10 protein-coding genes are annotated in these 14312 nt (G+C 45.4%); 1 reads left to right on the top strand and 9 read right to left on the bottom strand.

What is annotated here, in order from left to right:
* Positions 1 to 9: 9 nt before the first annotated feature.
* The 4 genes from C3V36_04390 to C3V36_04405 form a co-directional block, all read right to left on the bottom strand.
* On the bottom strand, positions 10 to 990 hold the full coding sequence (locus tag C3V36_04390; protein ID AVM68551.1) for an ABC transporter permease: 981 nt from the start codon (positions 988 to 990) through the stop codon (positions 10 to 12).
* Entirely contained in the window at positions 990 to 2105 is a 1116-nt protein-coding gene (locus tag C3V36_04395; GenBank protein AVM68552.1) for an ABC transporter permease, read from the bottom strand. Before C3V36_04395 ends, C3V36_04390 begins: the two co-directional genes overlap by 1 nt.
* On the bottom strand, positions 2102 to 3652 hold the full coding sequence (locus C3V36_04400) for an ABC transporter ATP-binding protein (GenBank protein ID AVM68553.1): 1551 nt from the start codon (positions 3650 to 3652) through the stop codon (positions 2102 to 2104). The genes C3V36_04395 and C3V36_04400 overlap by 4 nt, the downstream gene beginning before the upstream one ends.
* 80 nt (positions 3653 to 3732) lie before the next feature.
* The gene (locus tag C3V36_04405) at positions 3733 to 4938 is read right to left on the bottom strand and encodes a BMP family ABC transporter substrate-binding protein (protein ID AVM68554.1); all 1206 of its coding nucleotides are present in this window, start codon (positions 4936 to 4938) and stop codon (positions 3733 to 3735) included.
* Positions 4939 to 5587: 649 nt separating this feature from the next.
* Here C3V36_04405 and C3V36_04410 point away from each other — a divergent pair.
* Positions 5588 to 6349 carry a DeoR/GlpR transcriptional regulator gene (locus tag C3V36_04410; protein AVM68555.1) on the top strand — a complete coding sequence of 254 codons (762 nt, stop codon included), beginning with the start codon at positions 5588 to 5590 and terminating at the stop codon, positions 6347 to 6349.
* Between the two features lie 184 nt (positions 6350 to 6533).
* On the opposite strand, the gene C3V36_04415 is transcribed toward C3V36_04410, so the two are convergent.
* The 5 genes from C3V36_04415 to C3V36_04435 all read right to left on the bottom strand — a co-directional run bounded on the left by C3V36_04415 (position 6534) and on the right by C3V36_04435 (position 14119).
* Positions 6534 to 7901, bottom strand: coding sequence for an ABC transporter substrate-binding protein (locus C3V36_04415; protein ID AVM70436.1), 1368 nt, complete (start codon positions 7899 to 7901; stop codon positions 6534 to 6536).
* Between the two features lie 11 nt (positions 7902 to 7912).
* Positions 7913 to 9055, bottom strand: coding sequence for a Fe-S oxidoreductase (locus C3V36_04420; protein AVM70437.1), 1143 nt, complete (start codon positions 9053 to 9055; stop codon positions 7913 to 7915).
* 66 nt (positions 9056 to 9121) lie between these two features.
* A complete protein-coding gene (locus C3V36_04425; GenBank protein ID AVM68556.1) occupies positions 9122 to 9775 on the bottom strand; it encodes a hypothetical protein in 654 nt (217 codons plus the stop codon).
* A 149-nt stretch (positions 9776 to 9924) separates the two neighbouring features.
* Entirely contained in the window at positions 9925 to 13380 is a 3456-nt protein-coding gene (locus C3V36_04430) for a hypothetical protein (GenBank protein AVM68557.1), read from the bottom strand.
* Positions 13381 to 13417: 37 nt separating this feature from the next.
* Entirely contained in the window at positions 13418 to 14119 is a 702-nt protein-coding gene (locus C3V36_04435) for a macrolide ABC transporter ATP-binding protein (GenBank protein AVM68558.1), read from the bottom strand.
* Positions 14120 to 14312: the final 193 nt, after the last annotated feature.

Below are 14312 nucleotides of genomic sequence, written 5' to 3' on the forward strand. Positions count from 1 at the left end.
TTTCTCCTCTCAGGCATTGCTTTTGGATTCAATCATTTTCTTTTGTGCTTCTTCATCCTCGGCCAGCTTACGCTGAGCCTCCTTCAAGCGCCGCTCCTCATCTCTCGAACGATAAGCACTGACGATAAAGTACAACACAATAATCAGAAGAAAAGGAAGAGCCGATAAAAAATAGGAATCGACAATATAAGGCTTCAAATAATTTGTAATCGCATAGGCTAAACCAAAAAAGAAACTCATAACCGTCGCTCCTACCGGCATGCCATTACCAATAGTAGCCGCAGCCATTCCAACAAAGCCTCGATTGGCCGTCATGTTGCGAATAAAAAAATTATTATAGCCCATAGATAAATACATGCCGCCTAAACTGCCGATAGCAGCAGCCAGCACAAAGGCCAAAGTATAAATCTTACGGGGATTGATGCCGACAGATTCTACAGCTTTGGGATTTTGACCGGATGCTCGAATTCGCAGACCTAATTTCGTTCGGAATAGCAAGAACCAAACCACAAGCACCATTACAAGCGCTATATAAGTAAACAGATTATGACCGGAAATGATTGCTCCTAAAATGGGAATATCCTTGATCAAAGGAATATCAATGTTCCCCAGCGAAAGGCTTTGAACCACACCCGCCGTGGTATTTTTCGTCCCCGTTGCCAAATAAACCACAAAAACGGTACCGGCAATCAAAGACATGTTCAAAGAAATAGACATCAGATACAAATCTACCTTCATGACAAAACTGGCAAAGCAAAGGAATAGTGCTAAAACTATCGAACATATCATCCCGCAAAGAATACCCAGCCACACATTTTGAAATAAAGCGCTAAACATGACTCCCGCCAAAGAAGATGTCAGCATCATTGCTTCAGCTGCCATGTTCAAAAGTCCTGCCTGCTGCGAAATCGTAGAACAAAGTGCCACAAAAATCAAAGGTGTAGAAATCCGAATCAAGGAGTAGATAAAGTTTGTAATATAAGCCAACATTATACCGCATCTCCTTTCCCAGCTTCCGCTTCTGCCCGACGAGAAATCTCAAAAATGACCTTCCGGCGAAGACCGCCCAAAAACTCTTCCGCCGCAACAAACAAGATAATTACGGAAGAAAGCATGGTGACCAGTTCAATTGGAATATTAGTATTGGCGTTTAAGACCGCCGCCGCCTGTCGGATATAGGCCATAACAAAAGCTGTAATCGGTACATATAACGGTTTTTTCTTAGCCATGACCGCTACCAAGAGGCCATCCATTCCGACATTAGTAAGCATTGACAAAAAATAGGAATCATATAAGCCAAAAACTTCGACCGCAGCCGCTGCTCCGGCAAACAATCCGCCAATCAGCTGTGCTAAATACATCATTTTTTTCGCATTGATGCCAGAGTAAATGGCAAACAATAAGTTGTCGCCGCAAATTCGAATTTTAACCCCCAAAGAAGTACGGTAAAAAATAAAAAGACCAATCGCCACACCAAGCAGCGCCACCCAAAAACCGCTCGTGAAGTTGCTCCCATTCCAATACCGGGTAAACCGCATATTATCAGGATAATTGGCAGTACTTAAGAAAGACACAGTGCGGTCTGTTACGGTCCCTTTTAAAATCCAAAGGGCAGCATACAAGCAAAACATATTCATAATTGTAGAAGTAACCATTTCATTGGCTCCCAAATGCTCCCGACCAAAGGCCGGAATCATTAAGATAACTCCCCCGGTAACCATACAGACAACTACAATAATAACAAGGTTTAGAATTTTAGGCATTCCGGACATAACATTCAGTCCAAAGGTAGTGCCAAACATCATCAGCAGCACCGGCATAGGGGCCAAATTAATAGCTCCTTCCCCAGCCAAGTTTAACCGGCCGGCAGCATAAATATAACACATTCCCATTCCGGTAAGCATATAGGATGCCCATTTAGCCATAACCTGGCCAAAACGACGTTTCGTCATAAAAGGACCAATCATAAAGTTCCGAACAGCCTCGCCGGCATCCGAACCGCTCATAGCAACAATAACAACCACACAAATCAAAAACGCAATTACAATGCCCAAAAATACCCGCAGGAACTCAAAAAAGGAATCTACTCTTTCAACTTTTTTCAAAACAAATCCCCCATTTCTTCTGGCATCATACTTTTAAGGCCCAACATATACTCGCCCAGTTCATCCGTAGTCAGCTTTTTAAGATCGGTAAATTGTGCCGCAAACCTACCTCTATGCATTACCAAAAGCCGATCTGAAACCTCCATAACCTCATTTAAATCGGAAGAAATCAATAAAGAGCCATAATTTTTTTCCCGAGTATAACGAACCAGCAAACGCCGAATCAAGTCTGTGGTTCCGACATCAATTCCACGTGTAGGTTGATTGGCTAAGATAAAATTAGCTCCACTACAAAACTCTCGGGCAATAATAACCTTCTGAATATTTCCGCCGGACAAAAAACGAACGGATGAACTGCTGCCAGTACAGGCGATTTCAAATTCTTGAATGCAATTATCTACAAACTTATTCAATTCTCGTGTATTCAGAAACAGGCCTTTTTTAAATTTTTTATTTTCCAAATAAATAGATGCAATATTATCCCAAACAGATAAGTTAGGGGCAATACCATACTTCATCCGGTCCTCAGAAATATGAGCCAAACCCAGCTGACGAATTTGCTTGATGCTTTTTCCGGTCGTTTCCGTGCCGTTAAGAATAATCTTGCCGTCCGTTCTGGCAAGAAGACCGGAAATAATCTCGGACAGTTCCGTTTGTCCATTCCCCTCAACACCGGCAATGCCAACTACCTCTCCGGCCCGAACACCAAAAGTAACATCATTTAACACACGTTTCCCGATATCATTCACATAATTCAATTTGTCTACATGAAAAATCGTTTCCTTTGGCTGAACTTGTTCTTTTTTTATTTCTAAAATCACGTCTCGCTCTACCATCATGCGAGAAAGTGCGACTGCATTCAAATCCTTAATCTCACCCCGACCGGTAACCCTTCCGTGACGTAAAACAGTACAACGATCACATAGTTCAATAACTTCTTCTAACTTATGAGAAATAAAGATAATACCATATCCCTGTTCCCGAAGTAATTTTAATTGAACAAATAACTCCCGCGTTTCCTGAGGAGTCAAAACCGCAGTCGGTTCATCCAGAATTAAAACACGAGCGCCCCGAATCAGCGCTTTTAGCAACTCTACTTTCTGTTTATAGCCGACACTAAGATCCCGAATTAAAGCACTGGGGTCAACACTTAACTGATACTTATCTGCAGCTTCTTGAACCATTTGCACTGCTTTTTTACTATCATAAACCTGTCCCTGACCAGGTTCCATCCCCAGCATAATATTATCCGCCACCGACAAATTCGGAACCAACATAAAATGCTGATGCACCATACCGATGCCCTTGGCAATAGCATCCAACGGATTAGAAATTTTGGTTTCTGCACCATTAATCAATATTCTTCCTTCCTGACAATTTTCATGCCCGAATAGGATTTTCATCAATGTCGTTTTGCCGGCTCCATTCTCACCAATTAATGCATGGATTTCTCCTGCATTCACCGCCAAAGTAACATCTTTGTTTGCCATAAAACCATTAGGGTAAACCTTGGTGATACCCTCCATTTTTAGAAGTTCTTTCGGCATTTGTCGACTCCTCCTCAAACGAATAAACGAGCGGCGAAACCGCCGCTCGCCCTTTTAAAAATATTGGCTTATCTACATACTTATTTTGTAACTTCAGCGTCAACGTTGTCACGATATTTTGCAAAATCATCATAAGAAGGAAAGTCAAAATAAGAAGCAACTTTAATTTCTCCACTGGCAATTTTCGCAGAAATCTCAGAAATCTGCTTTTGAACGTCCTCTGGAGTATTTTGTTTATACCAATCATTCTCTACTAAACCCGTGCCGCCTTCGGCAATACCATAGACATGATTGCCCGGCTTAATCTCATTGACTTCACCGTGAATATTTTTCAGAAGCAAAGCTACACAAGGTTCAATGTTTTTCAGCATAGAAGTAACCATTGATTTATAGCCCTGAACATCGCCAACCTTCTCAAAGTAAGCATACTGATCATAGTCGGTGCCAATGATAAATTTCCCCTTCTCATAACCGCCTTTTTCATCAGCAGCCTGCATAGCACCAAGAGAAACCGAAGCGCCAACATTATATACATAGTCACAACCATTGTCCATAACAACATTTACCGATTCGTAATCGCCTTGTACAGTAAGCTCACCCATGTAGGTGTACATAGGATCAACCTTCAAGCCCATATTCTTTCTGGCGTGCTTTACTCCGCACAACCAGCCGACTCCAAAGTCATTGCAAATAGGAGCATCTACATTGATAACACAACCAACTTTACCAGACTTGGTCATCAAAGCAGAATAAACACCTGCTAAAAAAGAACCTTCATTCTGCGCAAAAGAAACGCCGTAGATATTATTGGTGCCGCTAAAATCGGTGGCAGGTGATGTATCATACAAGATAAAAGTAGTATCAGCCCACTCACCGCTCTTGGACTTTTCAATAATAGTATCTGAAATATACCAGCCCATAGCCATAACAAAATCATAATGTTTTGTATCCAAAGCATCAATCAGCGAATTCACGGCCTGAGAACTATCATTGCCATACTCAACCAAAGTCACGTCATAGCCATAGTTTTCCTTGGCTGCCTGTGCCGCACGCCACCCCATATCAGCTAAGCCAAAATCTCCAATATAAGCAGTATAATACAACATCGTTTTACCCGCGGCTTTCTTTTCATTTCCCGTATCCGTGGGTTTTTCTGCATCCGTAGATTTTTTTGTATCCGCGGACTCCTTTTTGTCAGGCTCTGTGTTCTTCTTACCGCTATTCCCGCAAGAAATAAGACTCAAGCACATGACAGACGCCAAAATAATTGCCAATACCTTTTTCATATTTTCCCTCCTGTTTAATTATTTGCTTTTTCAACGTCCCGGAACGTTAACATTATGTTCATAATATGCGCATTTATATGTTCCATTTTTGAAAAACTTTTTTAAATCAAACATTTTTATACATTCGAATTGTTCTATTAATTCATGTATCTAATAGGAAGTAATTTCATGCATTTTGTACAACGGTTTCTTTAATTTCTCTATTTTTTTGTCTGGTATTATCCTACACGTTTTCTATTGGAAAGTCAACAGGATTTTCTATAAGTACACAAAGTCACCTCTTTATGTTCTTTTTATTTTCGTTTTGTTTTTCTTTTTGTTCGAAACACAGTATTTCTTTTGTTTCTTTTGTGCAATTTGCAGCGTGACCTCCCTATAAATCTCTTAATAAAAGCTTTACAAAACGAACATAGACAATCCCAAATCATTTTGTTATAATCATTATATAATGTTTCAATTTACATTTTTGTTTAATCAAACATTTTTGTGCACTAATTACTTAATTTATCTATTCCGACCCGTAGTTTTTATATTTGTGTACAATTATTTTATTTGCATAGCGACGATATTTTTCAACCGAATTTTCCACTTGATTTTTCATCAAAAGTTCGACACCATATAAACCCTATTTGAGAAAGAGGAATTTAAAATGAGCAATATATCCAGACGTGACCAGATTTTTAATCTGTTAGAAATTCAAGAGCAAATGTCCGTATCAGAGTTAGCTAAGTACTTTAATGTAACAGAAACCACAATCCGCCGGGATCTAATCCAGATGGAAATTCGTGGTGAGATTATTCGCAAACGCGGCTACGCCATCCTACCTGATCAAGGTCATAATTTAGCTATTCGCCGTCGAAATACGTTTTTAGAAGAAAAACAACGAATTGCTGCCAAGGCGATTGAACTGTGCCGCAATGTTCATTCCGCTGCTTTGGACTCCGGAACTACCGTTACAGAGCTTGTTCGACTTTTACTGAAGCAGCGAAACGAAAGAAAAATGGAACTCATAACCTGTTCTCTTTCTATTGCCTATGAAACCTGCAAATATTTTCATACCTATGTCCCAGGCGGACTTGTTTTTCCAGATGAAATCTCGGTCGGCGGTTCCAGTATGTCTAATTATTTTCAAGGTGTCACCACAGATATCGCCTTTCTCGGCAGTACCGGTATCGCCTCAACTCCGGGACTGACTGTGTCATATCTGCCTATGTTGGACGTCAAACGTGCCCTTATAGCCAGCGCCATCAAAAAAGTGGCTCTTTTGGATTCTTCCAAGTTCTCTACTCGGGGAATATATACCTTTTGCAAGTTTGATGAATTGGATATTTTGATTACCGTACAAACCGAACAAAATGCCCGTGCTTTGGATGAAATCGCAAAACATAATGTAGAAATCATCCTTGCCTAAAAACCGGAGTTCTCTCCTGCAAAAGAAATACCTCTTATATGCCTCCCCAAATAAAAAAACTGCCGGAAAAAGCATTGCGTCCTCAAAAGTTAGACCAAAATCTAACCTTTGGTGGTCGCCGCTTTTATCAGCAGTCTTTTTATTTTTATTTCTCTATATTTCTTTTTTATTTCTCTTTATCTCCCTACTTCTTCTCCGCCGCCTTCTCCATAGCACTGACGAATTCTTCGGCACTGATCTTGCCGGCGGCCAGTTTAATAAAGTTTTCTTTTAAATCCGGCTCAATTTCCTGATTTTTATTGGCATTGACTGCCCACGCCCAGCGGTGAGCGGTTTGCTCCAGTACCGGCTTTATTTCCTCCAGCTGTTTCGGCCAAGCGGCATTGCCGGCATCGGACGGAATTCCCAGTGAATATTCTGCCAGCTTGGCATCATACTCGCCCCTGGTAATTTTTTCAATCAGCCCGAAAGCTTCTTTGACCAATTTTGTATTCTTATTCACCGCCAAAACCTGAGCGCCGTAATTGGCATAGGAAATGTCGGTCTGTCCGCCCGGCACTGTCGGATAACTGAAGCAGCCCCAGCGAAAATCAGGGCCGGTAATCTCCTTAACCTCATTCGGCAGCCATGAACCGTTCAGGCACATAGCCGCCTTCCCGGCCGCTATTTCCGTTTCCTGTCCGGCCGGCCAAATATTTTCCATAATCTGCGCGGAAAAATACCCTTTTTCCGCCATATTTTGAATGTCAGCCGCCATCGCCAGCACCTCCGGCGTTTCCTGCCATTTGCCGTTTAGTACTACATCCTCTACTCCTGCCTGCCCGATATACCGGCCCAAATGATAACCGAAAAAGGAGACCGCGTAGACATCGTCAAAAGTAACCGGCACAATGCCCGCCTGTTTAAGCTGTTCACAGACAGCTAAAAACTCCTCCCAAGTCACCGGTTCTTTCTCTATTCCGGCTTTGGCGAACAAGTTTTTGTTATAAAAGACATTAAAAATAAAGGGCTGATAGGGCAGACTCATATACCGGCCGCCGCCGCTTTCTTTGGCCGCCTGCAAAAAGAGAGGGAGACCCGTCTGTTCATACCCGGCCGCTTCCACCAGGGGCGTCAAATCGTATAAATAATCGCCCCATTCCTGATTGACCCGGCTAATATCTTCATCAAACAAGTCAATTTGCTCTCCCGCTTCCAGCGCCGTGCGCAAGCCCTCGCGCATATTAGTCCGGCCTTTAAACCGAAGGTCAACCTCAACCCCGGTTTCTCCGCTAAAAGCGGCAACCGCTTCCTTAATTACCTGCCCCTGCGGCTCCGAGCTTTCCCACATCGACCAGTAAACCAGTCTTTCAGGATTTTCCGCTTCCGCCGGTTTGCTTTCTTGCTTCTCATTTTCTACCGGTTTCTCTGCGCTCGTCTGCGTTTCGTTTTGGGAGCCTTGGTCTTGCTTTGTCTGATCAGCGGCCGTTTCCTTAACCACCGGCGCACCGCAGCCGGCCAAAATCAAAACTGCCGTCAATAACGCTAAAGCCTTTTGTATTTTTTTCATTATCATTCTCCTGTTTATCCTTCTTTATTTTCAAATGCCGCCGCTACCTTGGTCAGCAAGTTTCTAATTTCCAAATGCTGCGGGCAAACCCTTTCGCATTTGCCGCAGCCGATGCATTCCGACGCCTTGCCGTGACCGCCTCCGATCAGACTGTTTTTATAGTAATATTTGGCGTTCCAACCGTGAAAAGCCTCCCTTGAGTTGAGTGCCGCAAACATGTCCGGTATCAGGATTGCTTTCGGACATTCATTTTCTTCAATGCAGTACCGGCAGGACGTGCAGGGAATCAGATTCAAGTTCTTAAAAGCGGCGCAAACCTTGGCAACTGCTGCCGTTTCCGCTGGCGACAGCGGCTGAAAGTCCCGCATGACGCCGATATTATCCTGCATTTGTTCCGGAGTGCTCATGCCCGACAACACCATAATCATTTGCGGGAAGCCGGCCGCAAAGCGCAGAGCATAGCTGGCATTGCTGCCGCCGTTCAGCTCCCGCAAAATCCGATCCGCCTCCGCCGGCAAATTGACCAAACTCCCGCCTTTCACCGGCTCCATAACAATCACCGGCTTCTTATGTTTTTCGCAAACCTCGTACACCCGGCGGCTGTCAACCGATGCATCCTCGTAATCAACATAATTAAACTGAATCTGCACCACTTCAATTTCCGGATGCTCGGTCAGAATTTGCTCCAAGACCTCGGCCCGGTCATGAAAAGAAATACCGAAATGTCGGATCAGCCCCTCCTCTTTAAAGCGATAGGCCGTTTCATACGCCCGGCAGCGCTTAAACTTTTCATAATTATTTTTATCCTGCGCATGCATCAGATAAAAATCAAAATATTCCACACCGCACCAAGCCAGCTGCTGCTCAAAGAATGGACGAATCTCCTCCTGCGTCTTAAAATACGAATCCGTCAGTTTGTTGGTCATCAGAAACTGCCGGCGCTCATACCGTTTGGCAACGCAATCGGCAATGGCCGTTTCCGACCGGCCGTTCAAATAACCGTGCGCCGTATCAAAGTAGTTAAATCCGGCCGCAATAAACTCATCGACCATCCGAATAAACTCCGGGTAATTGACTTCTTCTCCGTTCATGGGCAGGCGCATACAACCAAATCCCAAATTGCCCTGAATTTCAGGGAAAAAACTATTTGTTACCATAACCTTACCTCCTTTTGGGGCGTCCATCTGCCTTGATTCCGAGCCAACCACCGCCCGGCCTGCCATCTACAAAGCCTCCTCCTGCTGTTTCTGCCATTCCCTTTCAATCCAGACGGCTGTTTCCGCCACAAAACTGTCCATTTCCGCTGCGCTGAGATAGGGAAACTCTCGGTTTTCCACCGCCGCTGATAAATAAAACTCGGTAATATACCCAATTTGCCGGCTGAACGCCTCCGCCGGATAAAAATCAAAATAGCGATTGGCAAAACTTTTTATAGGTGCAAATACCGTGAAAAACACAAAGTCCGGATTTTTCTGCAAAAATACAAAGTCCTGCCCATACCAGTCCTCTTTAATCGTCCAAATAAACTTGGGATCTTTGGCCAGCCCCTCCGCATACAGCGGCTCTGCTTTTTTCCGCCGGTAAAACTCCGACCAGGCGATATCGGTCAGCAAATGAAAGTAATACCCTAAATAAAAGGGATATTTGTCATCTTTGACCTGCAAATATTTTTGCCGAAAATCCTCCGCATCTATCTCAGCACTGCCTTTTTTATGCCAGTGAGTAATCTCTTTACCAGGCGTAAACACGCTCCAGTCTTCATTCGGCACGCCGCAATCCGGCGCAATGTTGCCGACTAAAAACTCAGCATTATTCAGCATCTCGTATCTCTTCATAAAGTAATCTGCAATCCGCATATGGGCAATCCAAGTTGCCATTGTCTGCTCCTTCCCGTTACCGCTGTACCCTCTGCCAAAGGCTTTGCCGTACCGGCGTCATCTGTTTTTAGAAATCTCTTGTTATCTAATTTTCTCTTAGTGTTTCTTCCTGCCGGTCCATAAGGAAAGCGCATCCTAGGAAAAAGCAATTACTCATACGATTTCAGTGCCTCAACCATATCAATTTTCTTCAGCCGGAAATGAACAAAAAACATGACAATCACCGAAAAAAGGAAAGTCATCAGCGCCGAAATCACATAGGTCATGGCAAAACGCTTGGGATAAAGCTGAATCGTGTCCGGCACAATAAAGACCAAAATCATTTCATGCAAAAGCACGCCGAAAACATAGCCCAGTCCAATACCAAGCACCGTTAAAAACAGCGTTTCCCGGTAAACATAAGCCGTCAGCTCCTGCGGGAAAAAGCCCAGCACCTTAATCGTGGACAACTCCCGGATCCGCTCGGAAATATTGATATTGGTCAGATTATACAAGACCACAAAAGCCAGCACCGAGGACACTAAAATGATGATAACCACCACAACATCCAGCGAATCGAGTGCCTGCATCGAGGACGATCTGCCTATTTCCGTAACCGACAGCACCACATCCTGATCCAGCAGCTTACTTGTCAAAGCATCCCCGGCTAGGGCCGGTTCGGCCGCTTTTTTTACCAGCTCGGCGTTGGCAGCCGGCATTTTCCCAAACTGCTTTTGATACGCCATCCGGCTCATATACAAATAATGCCCCAAATAATTTTCACAAATCCCGCTGATGGCAGTGGTAAACTCTTTGTTATCGGCATCCTTGAGGGCAAGCTCATCGCCTGCTTTTTTGTCCGCCAAAAAGGCGAGTTTATCGGTCAGCAGCCCTCCTTCTTCCGGCAAGGTTAAAGCCCGCTCCGGGTTCTTTGGATTCTGCAGCCGCTGCAGCAGATAAAACTCCTCCACTTTTTCCGGCACAACCAAATAAATCGTTTGCACCGAGCTGCTGCCGCCTTTCCATTTAACCGCTTCGACATAAACCGGCGTATGGCTTTCAAACAGCGTCTTTTCCTCTAAGACAGCGTGAAAGTCATCTAAGCCATTTTCCCCAAAATCTTCGTCAAAGATAACCATATAATCATACTTGGTCAGCTGTCCGTACTGCACCGGCAAAAGGTTTCCAACTGAATCGCGCAGGGCAAAACCCAAAAAAACCAAACCCGCACAGCCGGCAATACCCAAAATCGTCATCGACATCCGAATCTTATAACGAAACATATTCCGAGCCGTAACCTTATACAAAAAGGACAGGCGCCGCCATAAAAAAGTCAGCCGTTCCAAAAAAATCTTGGTTCCGCTTTTGGGTGCCTTCGGCCGCATCAGTGTCGTTGCATTCTGTCGAAGATAGCCATTGACCACGGCGTAAGCCGCTACCGCTGTACAGACAATACCAATAACAATCGACTGCGCCGCATAAGCCGCAAAATAAACCGGCGGCGGCGTTTGGATAACAAAAATAGCCTTATACGCCCGATACACCACCTTGGTTAAAATCGGCTGACCGGTGGCCGCACCAATCGCACCGCCCATTAAACTCGCCCAGAACCCATAATAAAAATATTTTTTGGAAATATCCCAATTCCCGTAGCCCAATGCCTTGAGCGTTCCGATTTGCCCCCGATGCTCATCGGCCATTCGTGTCATTGTCGATAAGCAGACTAATAGTGCAATCAAGAAGAAAAAGACCGGAAAAACATTAGACAGCAAATAAATCCGGCGAGCCGAATCATAGTACAAAAAATATTCGCTCAAATCTTCTCTGGTCAGCACCGCATAGGGCGAATCCTTCAGCTTCTTGAGAACCTTTTTGGCATCGTCAATTTTTTTTCGGCCGTCGGCAATGTCTTCTTCTGCTTCTGCTTTTTTGTCTGCAAACTCGGTTTTCCCCTGTTCATACTGCCCTCTGGCTACAGCCAGTTCCCATGCCGCAGCAGTCAATTTTTTTTGTGTCGCCGCCTGCTTGGCCGCAAAGAACTGCCGGTTTGCACTTAATTCCGCCTGTCCCTCGGCATAATCGGCCTGTCCGCGCTCCAATTTCTCCTGCGCCGCCGCCAGCGCCGCTTCACCCTCGGCCAACTGACTTTGTACCGCCTGCAAATCTTTTTCCTTTTCTTTTAACTCCGCCTCGCCTTGGCTTAGCCTGCCGGCCGCCTCATTTAACTCTTTCTGCTGCTCCGTCAGCCGACTTTGGCGGGCGGTCAATTCCTCCTGCTGCCGTAAAATCTCAGCGTAGGCCACCGCCGCTTCGCCCATCCGGGCAAGCCTCCGCTCCCCGTCCGGTGCTTTTCTGGCCGCCTGTATCTGAAGTAAAAGCCATTCCGGATTTTGGCCAAATGCCCGCAGCTTCTTTTTCAGTTCCTCTTCCGCCTGCGCCAACTGTGCAAAACCGGCTCGAATCCGGCTAAGACCGCTTTCAATCTGCTCCTGCCCCGCCATCAGGCTTCGCTTTCGTTCCGCCAGCTCCTGCCCGGCCTGCTGCCACTGATACAAGCCGGCTTCATACTGACGCCGGCTTGATAAATAATTTTCTTTTTCTTGCTGGTATTGCTTTTGAGCCGCTGTCAATTCCTGAAAGGCCTGCTTTAGCTTTTCTTCGGCGGCCGCAAACCGGCGAATGGCTCCGGCTGTTTCCGCGGCTAAGGCATCTTTGGCGGCGGATAATTCCCGCTCGCCAAATTGAATCCGGCCGTCCGCCTCGTCCAAATCCCTTTCCGCATCATCCAAGCGCTGCCGGGCATCCCGCAGCTTTTCTTCACCCTCGGCAATTTTATCTCTGGCCTTTTGCTTTAATTCCCGAAGCTGCGTTCTTGGCCGGGTTGCCAATAAGTTCTCCAAATCTTCTTTTTTAGCGGCGCAAATTGCCTTATACCGCTTATCATCGCTGGTTAAGCCCCTCACTCCGCTTAACCGGAGCCGGCCAAAGCTGTATTTTTCCGCTGTAAAGTTTTCTTCCAAAATAAAAGCAAAGCCCTCTAACTTACCCAAACCGCCGCTGGCATCCCCTTTTTGCTTGGGAGCGGTAAACTCGGGATGATAACAAAAGCCAACCACTTTGAAACGATAACGCTCTAAAGCATCGCTCTTATCCGTTTCCATGTCCAGCTTGCCGGACTCTTTTTTAAACCAGACCATATCCCCGATTTGATACGGCCGGCCGCTGATATCGGCATCCAGCAAAATCTCATTTGGCGCTTCCGGCAGACGGCCGGCAGTCAGATGAGGTAAACTTAATTTCCGCGGGAGCGACTGCACTTCCAGCAAAAGGTCTGTATAGCGGGTATTTAAATCCAGCGAATACAGCCATTCAGCTGATTCCACTCCCGGCTCAGCCAAAATCAGCTGCCGGTCCTGCGCCGACAAACCCAGATTGCTTTGCAGCTTGATATCGGCCATTTGCGTTTCCGCCGTAAAATCATTCACTGCCCGCAGCATCATCGGGGCTGCTCCTTTTAAGCCGGTGTAAACAAAAACTCCCAAAGCAATCATCAGCCCAATCGAAAAAAAACGGGTCAGGGAAGAGGTAATCTCACGGAAGATATCTTTTAATAATGCGGTTTTCATAACTTATCTCCGTTTGGCAGGCCGCTGCCCGCAGCCTTTACCATTCAATTTCCTGAATCGAAACCGGTGCTTCATTAATATGGATATTTCTAACCTTCGCGTCGTTAATTTCAATCACCCGGTGAGCAATCGGCGTAATCGCCTGATTGTGAGTGATAACTACCACCGTTGTACCGGTGTTTATGCAGGTATCCTGCAAAAGCTGCAAAATTGCCTTACCGGTCTTGTAGTCAAGCGCCCCGGTCGGCTCGTCGCACAGCAGCAGTTTCGGATTTTTGGCTAAAGCTCTGGCAATCGCCACCCGCTGCTGCTCCCCGCCGGAAAGCTGCGCCGGAAAATTGTCCAGCCGATGCGAAAGACCGACCATATCCAAGGCTTTTTCTGCGTTAAGAGCACCTCGAACAATTTGTCCGGCCAATTCGACATTTTCCCGGGCGGTCAAATTGGGAATCAAATTGTAAAACTGAAAGACAAAACCCACATCATAGCGCCGATATTTGGTCAGCTCGTAAGTATTCATCGCCGCAATATCCTTGCCGTCAATCAGGATATGCCCCTCATCGCAGGTATCCATACCGCCCAAAATATTTAAAACCGTGGATTTACCTGCTCCGCTCGGGCCGACAATAACCACAAACTCACCCTTTTCCAAGGAAAAGTTAATATCCCGATTGGCTACAATGGTCGTTTGCCCCATTTGATAGCGTTTATACATATTTTTAACTTCAACATACGGCATTGCTTTTCTCCCATATTTAAAAAGATCTCCGGCCCACCGAAAGCTCCGCGTGCTTTTTGCTGCTATTATTATACCATAAATCGAGCGTGAGCGCGAGAAAATCCTTACAGATTTTCTCTCCGCATCAGCGCTCATATAGGCTGTTCGGCAAAAACGCTTTCGCACGCCAGCGTGCTTCGCTTTTTCCCTCCAG

The sequence above is a fragment of the Lachnospiraceae bacterium oral taxon 500 genome (genome assembly GCA_002999035.1).
Taxonomy (GTDB): domain Bacteria; phylum Bacillota; class Clostridia; order Lachnospirales; family Vallitaleaceae; genus W11650.